Annotated in this window: 14 protein-coding genes and 1 riboswitch; of the genes, 4 read left to right on the forward strand and 10 right to left on the reverse strand. The window is 63.4% G+C overall.

What is annotated here, in order from left to right:
* The first annotated feature begins 1 nt into the window (after position 1).
* On the forward strand, positions 2–1,672 hold the full coding sequence (locus ACK2VC_RS06170; protein ID WP_486732726.1) for a methyl-accepting chemotaxis protein: 1,671 nt from the start codon (positions 2–4) through the stop codon (positions 1,670–1,672).
* 86 nt (positions 1,673–1,758) lie between these two features.
* Here the strand turns inward: ACK2VC_RS06170 and ACK2VC_RS06175 are convergent, their stop codons facing one another.
* The 5 genes from ACK2VC_RS06175 to ACK2VC_RS06195 all read right to left on the reverse strand — a co-directional run bounded on the left by ACK2VC_RS06175 (position 1,759) and on the right by ACK2VC_RS06195 (position 6,276).
* On the reverse strand, positions 1,759–2,238 hold the full coding sequence (locus ACK2VC_RS06175) for a hypothetical protein (RefSeq protein ID WP_486732727.1): 480 nt from the start codon (positions 2,236–2,238) through the stop codon (positions 1,759–1,761).
* 119 nt (positions 2,239–2,357) lie between these two features.
* Positions 2,358–2,825, reverse strand: coding sequence for a Spy/CpxP family protein refolding chaperone (locus ACK2VC_RS06180; protein WP_486732729.1), 468 nt, complete (start codon positions 2,823–2,825; stop codon positions 2,358–2,360).
* Positions 2,826–2,835: 10 nt separating this feature from the next.
* Positions 2,836–3,285 (reverse strand): anti-sigma factor family protein, encoded by a 450-nt coding sequence (locus ACK2VC_RS06185; RefSeq protein ID WP_486732730.1) that lies wholly within the window; start codon positions 3,283–3,285, stop codon positions 2,836–2,838.
* Positions 3,282–3,848, reverse strand: a complete 567-nt coding sequence (locus ACK2VC_RS06190) for a sigma-70 family RNA polymerase sigma factor (RefSeq protein ID WP_486732731.1) — start codon at positions 3,846–3,848, stop codon at positions 3,282–3,284. Before ACK2VC_RS06190 ends, ACK2VC_RS06185 begins: the two co-directional genes overlap by 4 nt.
* Before the next feature lie 100 nt (positions 3,849–3,948).
* On the reverse strand, positions 3,949–6,276 hold the full coding sequence (locus ACK2VC_RS06195; protein WP_486732732.1) for a UvrD-helicase domain-containing protein: 2,328 nt from the start codon (positions 6,274–6,276) through the stop codon (positions 3,949–3,951).
* A gap of 221 nt (positions 6,277–6,497) precedes the next feature.
* Here ACK2VC_RS06195 and ACK2VC_RS06200 point away from each other — a divergent pair, with 221 nt between their 5' ends.
* The gene (locus tag ACK2VC_RS06200) at positions 6,498–7,415 is read left to right on the forward strand and encodes a GGDEF domain-containing protein (RefSeq protein ID WP_486732733.1); all 918 of its coding nucleotides are present in this window, start codon (positions 6,498–6,500) and stop codon (positions 7,413–7,415) included.
* A gap of 62 nt (positions 7,416–7,477) precedes the next feature.
* On the opposite strand, the gene thiE is transcribed toward ACK2VC_RS06200, so the two are convergent.
* Genes thiE through thiC form a run of 5 tightly spaced genes read right to left on the reverse strand, consistent with a single transcriptional unit; the run spans position 7,478 to position 11,849 of the window.
* Positions 7,478–8,041: a thiamine phosphate synthase gene (gene thiE / locus ACK2VC_RS06205; protein WP_486732734.1), complete on the reverse strand. Its 564-nt coding sequence runs from the start codon at positions 8,039–8,041 to the stop codon at positions 7,478–7,480.
* 44 nt (positions 8,042–8,085) lie between these two features.
* Positions 8,086–8,904, reverse strand: coding sequence for a bifunctional hydroxymethylpyrimidine kinase/phosphomethylpyrimidine kinase (gene thiD, locus ACK2VC_RS06210; protein ID WP_486732735.1), 819 nt, complete (start codon positions 8,902–8,904; stop codon positions 8,086–8,088).
* A complete protein-coding gene (locus tag ACK2VC_RS06215) occupies positions 8,901–9,698 on the reverse strand; it encodes a thiazole synthase (protein WP_486732736.1) in 798 nt (265 codons plus the stop codon). The genes thiD and ACK2VC_RS06215 overlap by 4 nt, the downstream gene beginning before the upstream one ends.
* A 15-nt stretch (positions 9,699–9,713) precedes the next feature.
* Entirely contained in the window at positions 9,714–9,917 is a 204-nt protein-coding gene (gene thiS / locus ACK2VC_RS06220) for a sulfur carrier protein ThiS (protein ID WP_486732737.1), read from the reverse strand.
* Between the two features lie 21 nt (positions 9,918–9,938).
* Positions 9,939–11,849 carry a phosphomethylpyrimidine synthase ThiC gene (gene thiC, locus ACK2VC_RS06225; RefSeq protein WP_486732738.1) on the reverse strand — a complete coding sequence of 637 codons (1,911 nt, stop codon included), beginning with the start codon at positions 11,847–11,849 and terminating at the stop codon, positions 9,939–9,941.
* 92 nt (positions 11,850–11,941) lie between these two features.
* Positions 11,942–12,061: riboswitch (TPP riboswitch) on the reverse strand.
* 97 nt (positions 12,062–12,158) lie between these two features.
* Here thiC and ACK2VC_RS06230 point away from each other — a divergent pair.
* Both ACK2VC_RS06230 and ACK2VC_RS06235 read left to right on the forward strand, forming a co-directional pair.
* Positions 12,159–14,999: a valine--tRNA ligase gene (locus ACK2VC_RS06230; RefSeq protein ID WP_486732739.1), complete on the forward strand. Its 2,841-nt coding sequence runs from the start codon at positions 12,159–12,161 to the stop codon at positions 14,997–14,999.
* A gap of 38 nt (positions 15,000–15,037) precedes the next feature.
* Positions 15,038–15,493 (forward strand): DUF2147 domain-containing protein, encoded by a 456-nt coding sequence (locus tag ACK2VC_RS06235; RefSeq protein WP_486732740.1) that lies wholly within the window; start codon positions 15,038–15,040, stop codon positions 15,491–15,493.
* Positions 15,494–15,567: the final 74 nt, after the last annotated feature.

A 15,567-nucleotide genomic window follows, 5' to 3' on the forward strand; every position in this document is an offset into this window, starting at 1 on the left:
CATGCGCCTGAACACCCCGGTCACCAATGCCGAATACCAGTTGACGGCCGACCAGCACATCGTTTCCACCACTGACCTGGACGGCAACATCACCTACGTCAACCCCGCCTTCGTCGAAGCCAGCGAATTCAGCGAAGAAGAATTGCTGGGCCAGCCACAAAACATCGTGCGCCATCCGGACATGCCGGTCGAAGCATTCGCCGATCTGTGGGACACGCTGAAAACCGGCATTCCCTGGACCGGCGTGATCAAGAACCGGCGCAAGGGCGGCGGCTTTTACTGGGTCTTGGCGAACGTCACGCCGGTCAAGGAGGGCGGGCGCACGGTCGGCTACATGTCGGTACGCACCAAGCCCAGCGCGCAGCAGATCGAAGCCGCCAGCCAGGCGTATCGCCTGTTGCGCGAAGGCCGCGCCGCCGGCATCGCGCTGCGCCAAGGCAGCGTGATCCGGACCGGCTTGGTCTGTCGGCTGGCGCGACTGCGCGAAATCTCGCTGGCGCGACGGCTGGGAATCGGCATGGGCGCCATGAGTCTGCTGCTGCTGGCGCTGGGCGGAGTTGCCTTGTCCGCACTGGATGGAATCGACTCGACGCCGGGCGTGCTGGTCGCGACCCTGACCGCGCTCGGCGTGGCGCTGGCCGGCGTGCTCTGGGTTGCGCTGCATGCGGCGGTGATCGCCCCCCTGAAGCAGGCCACCGACGTCGCGCGCGCGATTGCCGCCGGGGATCTGACCACCCGCTTCGGCCGCAGTGGCCGCGACGAAACCGGGCAGTTGATGAGCGCGCTGCAGCAGATGAACGTCAATCTGGCGGCAATCGTCGGCGACGTGCGCGCGAATGTCGACACCATCCGCCATGGCACCCATGAAATCGCGGTCGGCAACATGGATTTATCGGGCCGCACTGAAGCGCAGGCGTCGAGTCTGGAACAGGCTGCGGCCAGCATGGAACAGTTTTCCGCCACCGTGAAGCAGAACGCGGCGAGCGCCGGCGAAGCCAACCAGTTGGTCAGCTCGGCCTCCGCCGTCGCGCTCGCTGGCGGCGAGGTGGTGACCAAGGTTGGCGCCACCATGAGCGAGATCAGCAGCTCGGCCAAAAAGATCGTCGACATCATCGGTCTGATCGACGGCATCGCCTTCCAGACCAACATCCTGGCGCTGAATGCCGCGGTGGAAGCCGCACGCGCCGGCGAACAGGGCCGCGGCTTCGCCGTGGTGGCCGGCGAAGTGCGCCACCTGGCGCAGCGTTCGGCCAGCGCCGCCAGGGAAATCAAGGCGCTGATCGACGACTCGGTGGACAAGGTTGAAATCGGCAATCAACTGGTGAGCGAGGCCACCCACACCATGAACGACATCGTCAGTTCGGTGCAACAGGTAACCAGCATCATGGGCGAGATCACCGTTGCCAGCAACGAGCAGAGCCTGGGCATCGGCCAGGTCAATACGGCCGTCGCACACATGGATGACGTCACGCAGCAGAACGCGGCGCTGGTGGAGCAGGCGGCGAATGCCGCCACCATCCTCGAGCAGCAGGCGGTGAAACTGTCGCAGGCAGTCGGCGTCTTCAAACTGGCGGCGGTGAACACGAATGCCCCGCGCCCGAAGTCGGCCATGATCAATCACGCCCAGTACCGCCCGGCGCGCAACCGGCCGGCGCTAGCCAGGCGTGCATAGGCCGGCCGCTGCGCTTAAGCCACGGGAATCCGGCGAGCCTGCGGCGGTCGGCGACCCGCCTGCGTTGCCGGCCGCCGCTACCGGCTTCAGGCCGGCAGCTTGACCGCCTTCCAGCCGGCATGCTCGAAATGCTTGCCGTAGCTGTTCAGGGTCTGCGCCACCTTCACCACGCCGTCGGCGCGGTGAGCGTCCCCTTCCTTGCCTTCGATCGCCTCGATCCCCTGTCCGATCTGCGCGATCAGCACGTGCAGTTGCGCATCCGCCTTCGGTTCCAGCTTGCAGTTCTGGACGATGTAGGCGACCTGCTTGGTCAAGTCGGCGCCCAGCGCCTGGTAATCGGCCGTGCTCAGCTTGCCGTGGTGAGCGGCCGGCAAGGCTTTCTTGATCTGCTGCTGCATCGCGCTCATCGCCGTCCGCAGCGATTCATCGCCGACCCATTTCTTGCCGGCGTTCAGTTCGATCTTGGTCGGGGCGTCGCCGTGATCGTGGTGGGCCGATTCAGCGGCGAGCGTGGATAGCGGCAGGGACAACGCCAGGGCTGCCATTAAAAATACAGGTGATTTCATCGGTTGCTCCGTAACAGGTTGAAGTGGTTTCGGGCCAGTCACTCACTGGCCTTACCTGTACTAACGAAGCGCACGCCGGAATGTTCCCCCGTTTCCGATTTTTTTGTTCGGCGCCGGCGTCAGTGCCGATGCAGTTGCTCTTCTTCGCTCGCCTCCTGCGTGTAACGGCCAAGCAGCAGCGCCATCAGTTTTTGCCGCTGCTGGGCATCGAGCAAATCGCGTTCCGCCAGCAGCTGCTGGATCACCCGCCGTTGCTGGCTGTCCTGCAAGGCGGCGATCTGCGCCTGTTCGGCGTCGATCGCGGCGCGCTCGGCCGCTTCCGAAAAGATCTGCCGCACCAGCGCCTCACGCCGGGATCGGATCTGCTGCCAGTTGACGGACAGGTCCTGCAGGAATTCCCTTTCGATTTGCTGCCAGCGCGTGCGCTGTTGCGCGTTCAACTGCAGGTAGTCGGGCAAGTTGACCGTGCTCGCCGGACCGACGGGCGGTGCCACCGTTTTCATCTGAGCCACCACCACGGCGACGATGATGCCGACATTCAGCGACAGGGAAATGGCCAGCAGCCATTTGACAAAGGGTCGATTCATGGCATTCCTTTCATGGCATTCTGGTTGACCCGCAGCACAGCTCGGCCGCCGCGCACAACCCGCCCGGCGGCACCGGATCGAATACCCGCACGATGCTGCTCGAGGACACTGCCGCGCTACCACCGCCGAGCATCAGGCTGCCGAGCCAGACACCGGAGGCAATCGACAGCGCCGCCGCCAGCCCCGGCCCACCCCAACCCACCCAGTTCAGCCAAGGCCGGCGCGGCGGCGCCTGCCGCGCCGGCCGTACGTCCCATTGCGGCTGCAGCCGCGCCGCCAGATCAAAACCCAACTGCGGCGACGGCAACTGCTGCAAGGCGTGGCGCAGCGCGCTGAACTCTTCCAGCCGCTGCCGGCACAGCGGACAAGAGGACAGGTGCGCTGCCAACTGCCGGCGCACCACAGGCGGCAGCATGTCGTCCGCGTAAGCGGAAATTTCATCATCCAGGGGGCAATTCATGACGACAGCTCCGGTTGGCGTTTGACTTGCTCGAGCAGCGCGCCGCGGGCGCGGGCGATGCGCGACTTCACCGTACCGGCGTTCAAGCCGAGCACCAGTGCGATTTCATCGTAGGACATTTCTTCGATTTCCCGCAGCAGCAGGATTTCCCGATGCGCCGCCGGCAGCGCTAAGAGCGCCGCTTCCAGCTGGCGCACGCGCTGCGCGGTTTCCAGGATCGCCTCCGGCCCGGCGGCGCAATCGGGCAGTTCGACGTCGTCCCCCAGCGCCACGAACTCGACCAGCTTGTCGCGTCGCAAGCGGTCGAACGCGCTGTTGCGCGCAATCCGGAACAGCCAGGTCTTGAACAGGGCATCGGCGCGCCAGCGATCCAGTGCCTGGTGCGCGCGCAAGAAAGTCTCTTGCGTGAGTTCCAGCGCGTCGTCCGGCTGTCGCGTCAGGCGCAGCAGGAAGCGGTAGATCCGGTCCTGATAGCGCGCCACCAGCGCCGCAAACGCCTTGCCCTCGCCACCTTGTGCCAGCGCTGCGCATTGATTGTCGTCAAGGTGGGCAAAATTTCGCATCGTCGATATCCGCTTCAACGAACGGCGGCGAAAAAAGTTCCATCCACTGCGAATCGAGCACTGCGCGGCCCCGCAACGGGGCGCAGGGATTGCCGGCGTTTCAGACTTGCCGGTTCAACTGCGGCGCGATCTTTTCCAGCTTGGCCACGCTCAGGTCGAGCAGCTTCATGCCATGCCGGCCGAAATTGATGTGGGCGCGCGCGCTGCCGCCACTGCCTTCGAGGTTGACGATCACGCCTTCGCCGAACTTCGGATGGCGCACCGCTTCGCCGGCACGCCAGCCGATCGTGGCCTTGCCGAAGTTGTGGGCAATGGCATTGTGCGCTGCATCGACGCCGGCCGCCGCCTTCTGATCCCAGGCCGCTTTCGGCGCATGGCCGAACCAGTTGTGCTGGACGCGCGGCGTCAGCCATTTCAGCGCCTCTTCCGGCAACTCGTCGAAGAAGCGCGACTTCATGTTGTAGCGGGTCTGGCCGTGCAGCATGCGGGTTTGCGCAAAGCTGATGTACAGCCGCCGCTTGGCGCGCGTGATCGCCACATACATCAGGCGCCGCTCCTCCTCGATGCCGCCCTCTTCCTGCTGTGAATTGTCGTGCGGGAACAGGCCCTCTTCCAGCCCGGTGATGAACACGGCATCGAATTCCAGCCCCTTGGCCGAATGCACCGTCATCAGTTGCAGCGCATCCTGCCCGGCTTGCGCCTGATTGTCGCCGGCTTCCAGCGAGGCGTGCGACAGGAAGGCCGACAGCGGCGACATCACCGCCGGCAGCGGGGCATCGGCATCCAACACCTCGATGCCGCCGTCGGCGCTGGCCACTCCCGGGCCGACCGCCGCCTGGCTTTTCGGCCCCAGTTGCGCCGGCGCCTCCAGGCCGAAACCTTCTTCCGACACGAACAAGGTGGCCGCATTCACCAGTTGCTCCAGGTTTTCGATGCGGTCGGCGCCTTCGCGCTCGTTGCGGTAATGCTCGATCAGCGTACTGCCGTCGAGCACGATCTGCACCATTTCCGGCAGCGGCAGCTGTTGCGTCTCGAAGCGCAAGCCTTCGATCAGCTTGATGAAGCCGCCCAGCGTGCTGCCAGCCTTGCCGGCCACATACGGCACTGCCGCGTACAGAGAAATGCCGTACTGGCGGGCGACGTCTTGCAACTGCTCGAGCGAGCGGGCGCCAATGCCACGCGTCGGAAAATTCACCACCCGCAGGAATGCCGAATCGTTGTGCGGGTTGTCCATCAACTGCAGGTAGGCGATTGCATGCTTGACCTCGGCGCGCTCGAAATAGCGCTGGCCGCCATACACGCGGTACGGGATGCCGGCCGAAAACAGCGCGTGCTCCAGCACCCGCGATTGTGCATTCGAGCGGTACAGCAGCGCGATTTCGCTCCTGGCAGCGCCCTCCCGGATCAGGTTCTTGACTTCCTCGATCAGCCATTGCGCTTCCTGCAAGTCGCTGGCCGCCTCGAAAATCCGCACCGGCTCGCCATGGCCGGCATCGGTACGCAGGTTCTTGCCGAGACGCTTGCTGTTGTGCGCGATCAGCGTGTTGGCGCTATCCAGGATATGGCCATAGGAGCGGTAGTTCTGCTCCAGCTTGATCAGGTTCTGGACCTTGAATTCGCGCTCGAAAGCCGTCATGTTGCCGACGTTGGCGCCGCGAAACGCATAAATGCTCTGGTCATCGTCGCCCACCGCAAACACCGCGCCGGGGTTGCTGCCACCCTGGCCCGAGAGCAACTTCAACCACTTGTATTGCAAATCGTTGGTATCCTGGAATTCATCCACCAGAATATGCCGGAAGCGCGCCTGATAATGCTCGCGCAGCGGCTGATTGCGGGACAGCAGTTCATAGGCGCGCAGCAACAGCTCGGCAAAATCGACCACACCCTCGCGCTGGCATTGGCTGTCGTACAACTCGTACAGCTCGACGCAGCGGCGCTCGTAATCGTCGTTCGCCGCGATCGCACCGGCGCGCAAGCCCTGGTCCTTGGCGCCATTGATGAAATACATCAGATTACGCGGCGGGAATTTTTCATCGTCGACGTTGTTCGCTTTCAGCAGGCGCTTGATGAAGGACAACTGGTCCTGCGAATCCAGAATCTGGAAGGTGGTCGGCAAACCGGCGTCGCGATGGTGTGCGCGCAGCAGGCGGTTGCACAAGCCGTGGAAGGTGCCGATCCACATCCCGCGCGTGTTGATTGGCAGCATGGCGGACAGCCTGGTCAGCATTTCCTTGGCTGCCTTGTTGGTAAACGTCACGGCCAGCACCCCGGCCGGGGAAACCTGGCCGGTCTGAATCAGCCAGGCGATGCGGGTGGTGAGAACGCGGGTCTTGCCCGAACCGGCACCGGCCAGGATCAGTGCCGACTGGGCCGGCAGGGTAACCGCCGCAAGTTGTTCAGGATTGAGCTGGTGCAGGAGATTGGGCATGCCCGATTATAAGCCCGGAGTAGATCTTTCCCGGCTGCGCACGGCGCTTGATGCAACGTAACAATTTCTTGCATTCCGCGTTGCACAAGGCGCCGCCGAATCGCTACAATAAATCACGGCAAGAGTTCGTTTTCCCGCCGGCAAAACGCAGCAGTACCGCCCAGGAGCGTCCCTTCACAACACATCCAACGCCAGTCGAATCCGCTGCCACTGGGGGTTTCGTGTTAAACAAGCTTGACGATTTCCTTACGACGCTCCCGCGCCCGCAGTTCTACGCGCTAATTCTGGTTGCGGTCTGCCTGCTCGGCATAGCCGATTTCCTGACCGGCTTCCGGCTTTCCTTCGCCATCTTTTATTTCGTCCCGATTACGCTGACCACCTGGTACGCCGGCAAGCGCGCCGGCGCGGCGACCGCCTTTCTATCGTTCTTCCTGTCGGTCACGGCCGGCCTGGCCAATGTCTGGGGCCAGCCTGACAACGAATTGGTCGTGCTGTGGAACGGCCTGACGCCACTGGCGCTATACCTGGTCATCGTCGCCCTGCTGCACAAGCTGAAAACGAGGTTGCAGCTCGAGCAGCGGCTGGCGCGTACCGACCACCTGACCGGCTGCATGAACGCGCGCGCCTTCATGCCGATGCTGCAATACCACTTCGACCTGGCGGCGCGCGACAACCAGCCGATCACACTGGCCTACGTCGACCTGGACGACTTCAAATCGGTCAATGACACCTGCGGTCATGATGAGGGGGATCGTGTGCTGAAACTGGTGTCCCGGATCTGGATAGAATCCTGCCGCCGCACCGACCTGATAGCCCGCCTGGGCGGCGACGAATTCTGCATCCTGTTCCCGAACACCGACCAGCATGGCGCCGCCAGCATCATCAACAAGGCGCGCCAGGCGCTGGCTGCGGCATTTCTGTCCGAACACCTCACGGTCACCTGCAGCATCGGCGCCATCACCTTTCCGGCGTCAACGCTGAATACCCGTGAAGCGATCAAGGCCGCGGACATGCTGATGTATCGGGCCAAGAACCAGGGCAAGAACAGCACGGTATTTTCCGTGTTCGAAGGCGAACACCAGGCGAACGCGGCAGAGACGACGGTCCAGATGCGGCGCCGGCCGCCTCCAGCCACGTAGCCGCAGCGCTGCCAGCGCAACGCTGACTCAGCGTGCCGGACCGAAGCCCGACGTACGATACTTCAGGCGCCGAACAGCGCGCCGAATTCGCGCGCGGCAGCCCGTGCGTCGGCGGCCAGGTACACGCTGCTGATTGCCGCCACCATGTCGGCGCCGGCCGTCACCAGCGGTGCCGCATTGCCGGCCGTCATGCCCCCGATCACCACCGCCGGCAGCGGAATCTCCGCCTTCGCTGCGCTGACGATGGCGAACGGCGTGGTCACTGCATACTTCTTGACGCGCGACGGATAAAAGCCGCCGAACGCAACGTAGCTGGCGCCGGCCCGATGCGCGTCGCGCGCCAGTTGCAAATCACCATAACAGGAGGCGCCGACGATCTTGTCCGGACCCAGTCGCACCCGCACTGCGGCCACCGGCGCATCGGTGCCGCCCACGTGTACTCCGTCCGCATCCAGCGCTTCGCATAGTTCGACGAAATCGTTGATGATCAGCGGCCGCCCATGGCGCCGGCATAGCACCAGCAAGGCCCCCGCCTGCTCTTGCCGCAAGCCGGCGTCGGCGCTCTTGTGGCGGTATTGCACCAGCACCGCGCCGCCTTGCAGCGCGCGCTCGGTAATAGCCAGCATTGTGTCAGTGTCGTTCCAATCGGGGGTGACCAGATACAAACCTCTCACGCCAACTCCTTCAAAAATGGGATGGTTCGACTCGGAAAGCGCTGCCCCGCTGCCAATGCATAGGACCCGGCCAGTGCGCGCTGGCAGTACTCCTGCGCGCGCGCCACGGCTCCCTGCATGTCGCAGCCATGCGCCAGCAGGGCCGCGCTGGCGGCTGCCAGCGTACAGCCGCTACCATGAAATTCGCCTGGCAGGCGAGGCCAGCTCCAGGATTGCCAACTGCCGTCAGCACCAAACAACTGATTCAGCACCACGTCTCGTTCTGGCCCGTGGCCGCCTTTCAGCAGCACCTGCGCGCAGCCGCGCCCCAGTAATACCCGGGCCTGCGTCTGGGCATCGGCCGCGCCGCCGCACAGGCGCTCGGCCTCGATCCGGTTGGGCGTGATCAGGGAGGCCAGCGCGAACAGCGGCGCAATCGCGGCGATCGGCTCCTCCAACGACAGGGCATCGCCGCCGTTGTTGGCCAGCACCGGATCGAACACCACCGGCAGATCGGGCTGGCGCAAACGCAGGTCGGAGATCAGCTCGGCGACCACTTCGGCATTGGCCAGATTGCCGACCACGCCGAGCTTGACGGCGTCGATGCGGAAACGCTCGATCAGCACTTGCGCCTGCTGCCGCACCAGTTCCGGCGGCAGCGGATGCACGCCGAATACCCGCTCGTTGTCCTGCACCGTCAGCACGGTCGGCACCGAAAACGGATGCGCGCCAAGCGCGGCGATCGCCGTGATGTCGGCCTGCATGCCGGCGCCGCCGCTCGGGTCGGAGCCGGAAAATACCAGCACGGTCGGCGGAGTGGTGCGGGCGAAACTCATTGCACCCTCCCCGCCATCGGCGACGACGGCGAGGCGGCGAATTTCCTGGGAATGCGCCCCGCCAAATACGCCTCGCGCCCGGCCTCGACCGCCAGCCGCATCGCGCGCGCCATGCGCACCGGATCGCGCGCGCCGGCAATCGCGGTGTTCATCAGCACGCCGTCGCAGCCGAGCTCCATCGCGATCGCCGCATCCGAGGCGGTGCCGACGCCGGCGTCGACCAGCACCGGCACCTTCGCCTGTTCGACGATCAGCGACAGATTCCACGGATTGACGATGCCCATGCCGGAACCGATCAGCGAAGCCAGCGGCATCACGGCGACGCAGCCGAGGTCTTCCAGCATGCGCGCCTGGATCGGATCGTCGCTGCAATACACCATGACGTCGAAGCCATCCTTGACCAGGGTCTCCGCCGCCTTCAGCGTTTCCGGCATGTTCGGGAACAGCGTTTTCTCGTCGCCCAGCACTTCCAGCTTGACCAGCTTGTGGCCGTTCAACAGTTCGCGCGCCAGTTGCAGCGTGTACACCGCGTCCTGGGCGTTGTAGCAGCCGGCGGTATTCGGCAGGATCGTGTACTTGGACGGCGGCACCGCATCGAGCAGATTCGGCGCGTTCGGGTCCTGGCCGATGTTGACGCGCCGGATCGCCACCGTGATGATCTCGGCGCCGGCCGCCTCGGTCGCGGCGCGCGTCTGATCGAGGTCCTTGTATTTGCCGCTACCGACCAGCAGGCGCGAGCGGTAGGTCTTGCCGGCAATGTTCAGGCCGGCTTCTGCACTTTCAATGGAATTCATTTGTCTCTCCGGTAATTACCCGCCACCAATCGCACGCACGATGTCGACCCGATCCGCTGGCCGCAGTTGCCGCTCTTGCCACTGCCGGCGCGGCACGACTTCGCGGTTGACGGCCACCGCGATACCCTTGCCGGCCAGTTGCAGCGACTCCACCAGTTGCTGCACGCTGTGCGGCGGCGCCAGCGCTTGCGGCGCACCGTTCAGTTGGATCTCGATCATCGATGTCTTCACCTGCCCGCCTCACTGCTTGCGATAGATTTCGGCACCGCTCTCCACGAACTCGGTAGCCTTCTCCTGCAGGCCGAGCTCGAGGGCGCCGATTTCGGTCACGCCTTTTTCGGCGGCAAAGTCGCGCACATCCTGGGTGATGTTCATCGAGCAGAATTTCGGCCCGCACATCGAGCAGAAATGCGCGGTCTTGGCTGCATCCTTAGGCAAGGTTTCGTCATGGAATTCGCGCGCCTTGTCCGGGTCCAGGCCAAGATTGAACTGGTCGTCCCAGCGGAATTCGAAGCGTGCCTTGGACAAGGCGTTGTCGCGGATCTGCGCGCCCGGATGGCCTTTCGCCAGGTCGGCAGCATGCGCGGCGATCTTGTAGGTGATGATGCCGTCCTTCACATCAGCCTTGTTCGGCAGGCCCAGGTGTTCCTTCGGCGTGACGTAGCAGAGCATCGCGGTACCGTACCAGCCGATCTGGGCGGCGCCGATACCGGAAGTGATGTGGTCGTAGCCGGGCGCGATATCGGTGGTCAGGGGCCCCAGCGTGTAGAACGGAGCCTCGTGGCACTGCTCCAGTTCCAGCTCCATGTTTTCCTTGATCAACTGCATCGGTACATGGCCCGGGCCCTCGATCATCACCTGGACGTCATGCTTCCAGGCGATCTGCGTCAGTTCCCCCAGCGTCTTCAGCTCGCTCAATTGCGCTTCGTCGTTGGCATCGTAGATCGAGCCGGGCCGCAGGCCATCGCCGAGGCTGAAGCTGACGTCGTAGGCCTTCATGATTGCGCAAATGTCTTCGAAGTGCTCGTACAGAAACGATTCCTTGTGATGCGCAAGACACCACCTTGCCATGATCGAGCCGCCGCGCGACACGATGCCGGTCAGGCGGTTTGCCGTCAGCGGCACGTATTTCAGGCGCACACCGGCGTGGATCGTGAAGTAATCGACGCCCTGCTCGGCTTGCTCGATCAGTGTGTCGCGGAACAGCTCCCAGTTCAGGTCTTCAATCCGGTCGACCTTTTCCAACGCCTGGTAAATTGGCACCGTGCCGATTGGCACCGGCGAATTACGAATGATCCATTCGCGGGTTTCATGGATGTGCTTGCCGGTGGACAAATCCATTACGGTGTCGCCGCCCCAGCGGATCGCCCAGGTCATTTTCTCGACTTCGTCGCCGATTGACGAGGTCACGGCGGAATTGCCGATATTGGCGTTGACCTTCACCAGGAAGTTGCGGCCGATGATCATCGGCTCGGATTCCGGGTGATTGATGTTAGCGGGGATGATGGCACGCCCGCGTGCCACTTCGGCACGCACGAATTCCGGCGTGATCTCGGCTGGAATGCTGGCACCGAACGACTGGCCCGGATGCTGGCGTCCCATCAGGTCGGCCAGTTTCTGCCCCTTCGGGCCGGAGGCCTTCAAGCTTTCCAGATATTCGCGGCGGCGCAGATTTTCGCGGATCGCGATGTATTCCATCTCCGGCGTGACGATCCCCTGGCGCGCATAGTGCATTTGCGTGACGTTCCTGCCGGCCAGCGCGCGGCGCGGCTGGCGTCGCAGGTTAAAGCGCAGTTCGGCCAGAGCCGGATCGTTCAGGCGTTCGATCCCATAGCGCGAAGTTAGCCCCGGCAACTCCTCGGTGTCATTGCGTTCGGCGATCCAGGCAGCGCGCAACGCCGGCAGACCGGAGCGGATATCGATCCGCGCCGCCGGATCGGTGTACGGCCCGGAAGTGTCATAGACGTAAATCGGCGGATTCTTTTCCGCGCCAAGCGAGGCCGGCGTATCGGCCTGGCTGACCTCGCGCATCGGCACCCTGAGGTCCGGGCGCGAACCCGCGACGTAGACCTTGCGCGAATTTGGCAGCGGCTGCACCGCGGCGGCGTCGACCGCCGCGGTGGCGGACAGAAATTTCGGATTGGCATTCATGGTGGCTCCTTTGCGTGTACTGCGTAGGCTAAAGAGCCAGCAAAGGAGGATGTGAGCGAAAAACCGGCGCGTACGAATGTACGTTGTCCGGCCCTGCTTCTCTCAAGCTTCCCTTCGCTGGCATTACCCAGATCAGGTTCGGAGGGTGTTTCTCACCCGGCGACACGCGCTCCTTTATCGAGCTCGCACAGCCAGGACCCCTAGCGTTATGCCGCATTGAAACGGCATGCACGGATTATAGCCGCATCCACGGTTTTGCCAAAAAGCCTCCCTTATAATGTTCGGTTTCGCCAAGACAAACATCAAGCCATGGAATTAGCCAAATCTTTCGACCCCGCCGACATAGAAAAATTCTGGCGCAGCGAATGGGAGCAGCGCGGGTACTACACCGCCACTCTCGATCCCGGCAAACCCGCGTTCAGCATCCAGCTGCCGCCGCCCAACGTCACCGGCACCCTGCATATGGGGCATGCGTTCAACCAGACCATCATGGACGGCCTGACGCGCTACCACCGCATGCGCGGCTTCAACACCGCGTGGATTCCCGGCACCGACCATGCCGGCATCGCCACGCAAATCGTGGTCGAACGGCAACTCGATGCGCAAAAGATTTCCCGTCATGACCTGGGGCGTGAAAAATTCGTCGAAAAAGTGTGGGAGTGGAAAGAGCAATCCGGCTCCACCATTACCGGCCAGATGCGCCGCCTGGGCGCCTCGACCGACTGGAGCCGCGAATACTTCACGATGGACGACAAGCTGTCGGATACCGTGACCGAGGTGTTTGTGCGGCTGTACGAACAGGGCCTGATCTATCGCGGCAAGCGGCTGGTCAACTGGGACCCGGTGCTGGGCACCGCGGTGTCCGACCTCGAAGTAGTGTCCGAGGAAGAAGACGGCTTCATGTGGTACATCCGCTACCCCCTGGCTGACGCGGATGGATCAAATTCGGGCCACCTGACGGTGGCCACCACGCGCCCGGAAACCATGCTGGGGGACGTTGCAGTGGCGGTCGACCCGAGCGACGAGCGTTATGCGCACCTGGTGGGCAAGATGCTGAAACTGCCGCTGACCGGGCGCGAAATCCCGGTCATTGCCGACGACTATGTCGACAAGGAATTCGGCACCGGCTGCGTCAAGATCACGCCGGCGCATGACTTCAACGACTATGCCGTCGGACAACGCCACCAACTGCAGCAGATTTCCATCCTGACGCTCGACGCGAAGATCAACGACCACGCGCCGGAAAAATACCGCGGTTTGGATCGCTACGATGCGCGCAAGCAGATCGTCGCCGACCTCGAGGCGCAGGGTTTGCTGGAAGCGACCAAGCCGCACAAGCTGATGGTGCCGCGTGGCGACCGCACCGGCGCGGTGATCGAGCCGATGCTGACCGACCAGTGGTTCGTGGCGATGAGCAAGCCGGCGCCAGAGGGAACCTATTTCCCCGGCCAGTCGATTGCCGAAGTCGCGCTGGAAAAAGTGGCGAACGGCGAAATCAAGTTCATCCCGGAAAACTGGACCACCACCTACAACCAGTGGCTGAACAATATCCAGGACTGGTGCATCTCGCGCCAGTTGTGGTGGGGCCACCAGATCCCGGCCTGGTATGACGACGACGGCAATATCTACGTTGCGCGCTCGGAGGAAGAAGCGCGCGCGCAAGCCAAGGGCAAGCCCATCAAGCGCGACCACGACGTGCTCGACACCTGGTTTTCATCGGCGCTGGTGCCGTTCTCGACCCTCGGCTGGCCAGAAAAAACGCCCGAATACGACATGTTCCTGCCGTCCTCGGTGCTGGTGACCGGCTTCGACATCATCTTCTTCTGGGTAGCGCGGATGGTGATGATGACCACCCATTTCACCGGCCGCGTGCCGTTCAAGACCGTCTATGTGCACGGCCTGGTGCGCGACGCTGCCGGGCAGAAGATGTCGAAGTCGAAAGGCAATACGCTCGACCCGATCGACCTGATCGACGGCATCGACGTCGAATCGCTGGTGGCCAAGCGCACCGCCGGCCTGATGAATCCGAGGCAAGCGGAGACGATCGCCAAAGCCACCCGCAAGGAATTCGGCGCCGGCATCCCGGCCTTCGGCACCGACGCGCTGCGCTTCACGATGGCCAGCTACGCCTCGCTCGGGCGCAACATCAATTTTGACCTCAACCGCTGCGAAGGCTACCGCAACTTCTGCAACAAGCTGTGGAATGCGACACGCTTCGTGCTGATGAATACGGAAGGCAAGGATTGCGGCCTCGACAGCCACGTCGACGGCGTCTGCAAGGATGGCTATCTCGATTTCTCGCAGGCCGACCGCTGGATCGTGTCGCTGCTGCAGCGCACCGAGGCGGAAGTCGAAAAGGGCTTTTCCGACTACCGCTTCGACAACATCGCCGCCGCGATCTACAAGTTCGTCTGGGACGAATACTGCGATTGGTACCTGGAAATGGCCAAGGTGCAGATCCAGCACGGCAACGAAGCCCAGCAGCGCGCCACCCGCAGGACGCTCTTGCGGGTGCTGGAAACCGTACTGCGGCTGGCGCATCCGGTGATTCCCTACATCACCGAAACGCTGTGGCAAACGGTGGCTCCGCTGGCCGGCCGCACGCTGCAAGCGGGAGGCGACAGCATCATGCTGCAAGCCTATCCGCTGGCGCAGCCGCAAAAGATCGACGAGCAGGCCGAAGCCTGGATGGCGCAGTTGAAAGCGCTGACCGATGCCTGCCGCAACCTGCGCGGCGAGATGCAGTTATCGCCAGCGCTGCGCGTGCCGCTGATCATGCAGGCCGCCAGCGCCGAACAGCAGGCGCGGCTACAGTCGTTCGCGCCCTATCTGCAGGCTCTGGCCAAGCTGTCCGAAGTCCAAGTGCTGGCCACGCTGCCGACGTCACCGGCGCCGGTGTCGGTGGTCGACGAGGTGCGGCTGATGCTGCAGGTCGAGATCGACCTGGCCGCCGAGCGCGAACGGATCGGCAAGGAAATTGCGCGCCTGGAAGGCGAGATCGCCAAGGCCGAAGCCAAGCTCGGAAACCAAAGCTTCGTCGCGCGCGCGCCGGCGCCGGTGGTGGCGCAGGAGAAGGAACGGCTGGCGAATTTTTCGGCGACGCTGGAGAAATTGCGCGAGCAATTGACAAAATTGGAAAATAATCAATAATCCCGAGCCAACATCCCACCATCGCACAAGGAGACACCATGCTGAAAGCCCTCTTGCTGGCCGCCGCAGCTGTCGCGCTGCTGCCGTTGGCCGCCGCCGCCCAGCAAACCTCGGCAGCCGGCCTGTGGAAAACCATCGACGACCACAGCGGCCAGCCGAAGGCGCTGATCCGCATCAGCGAAGCCGGCGGCGAGTACAAGGGGAAAATCGAAAAACTGTTCCGCGCGCCGAACGAAGAGCAGAATCCGAAATGCGACAAATGCACCGATGCGCGCAAGGACCAGCCACTGGTCGGCATGACGATCTTGTCCGGCATGAAACCGGAAAAGCAGGAGAGCGGCGAATATAGCGGCGGCCAGATCCTCGATCCGGAAAACGGCAAGGTCTACAAGAGCAAGATGACGCTGGACGACGATGGCAGGAAGCTGAACGTGCGCGGCTACATCGGGATGCCGCTGCTGGGGCGCACCCAGACCTGGCTGCGCGCGGAGTAAGACGGATTCGCGACCAAAGCGAACACTGTGTTGCTTCGCCTTGCCGTGCACCAGCACTGCCTGCAGATGCGCGC

Source organism: Herbaspirillum sp. WTB6 (assembly GCF_057457785.1).

What these genes read in the sequence shown, in the direction of transcription:
- ACK2VC_RS06230 (WP_486732739.1), top strand. Translation starts at nt 12,159, where the DNA reads ATGGAATTAGCCAAATCTTTCGACCCCGCCGACATAGAAAAATTCTGG.
- thiC (WP_486732738.1), bottom strand. Translation starts at nt 11,849, where the DNA reads ATGAATGCCAATCCGAAATTTCTGTCCGCCACCGCGGCGGTCGACGCC.
- ACK2VC_RS06195 (WP_486732732.1), bottom strand. Translation starts at nt 6,276, where the DNA reads ATGCCCAATCTCCTGCACCAGCTCAATCCTGAACAACTTGCGGCGGTT.
- thiE (WP_486732734.1), bottom strand. Translation starts at nt 8,041, where the DNA reads ATGCTGGCTATTACCGAGCGCGCGCTGCAAGGCGGCGCGGTGCTGGTG.
- ACK2VC_RS06170 (WP_486732726.1), top strand. Translation starts at nt 2, where the DNA reads ATGCGCCTGAACACCCCGGTCACCAATGCCGAATACCAGTTGACGGCC.
- thiS (WP_486732737.1), bottom strand. Translation starts at nt 9,917, where the DNA reads ATGATCGAGATCCAACTGAACGGTGCGCCGCAAGCGCTGGCGCCGCCG.
- ACK2VC_RS06215 (WP_486732736.1), bottom strand. Translation starts at nt 9,698, where the DNA reads ATGAATTCCATTGAAAGTGCAGAAGCCGGCCTGAACATTGCCGGCAAG.
- ACK2VC_RS06175 (WP_486732727.1), bottom strand. Translation starts at nt 2,238, where the DNA reads ATGAAATCACCTGTATTTTTAATGGCAGCCCTGGCGTTGTCCCTGCCG.
- ACK2VC_RS06190 (WP_486732731.1), bottom strand. Translation starts at nt 3,848, where the DNA reads ATGCGAAATTTTGCCCACCTTGACGACAATCAATGCGCAGCGCTGGCA.
- ACK2VC_RS06235 (WP_486732740.1), top strand. Translation starts at nt 15,038, where the DNA reads ATGCTGAAAGCCCTCTTGCTGGCCGCCGCAGCTGTCGCGCTGCTGCCG.
- ACK2VC_RS06185 (WP_486732730.1), bottom strand. Translation starts at nt 3,285, where the DNA reads ATGAATTGCCCCCTGGATGATGAAATTTCCGCTTACGCGGACGACATG.
- ACK2VC_RS06180 (WP_486732729.1), bottom strand. Translation starts at nt 2,825, where the DNA reads ATGAATCGACCCTTTGTCAAATGGCTGCTGGCCATTTCCCTGTCGCTG.
- thiD (WP_486732735.1), bottom strand. Translation starts at nt 8,904, where the DNA reads ATGAGTTTCGCCCGCACCACTCCGCCGACCGTGCTGGTATTTTCCGGC.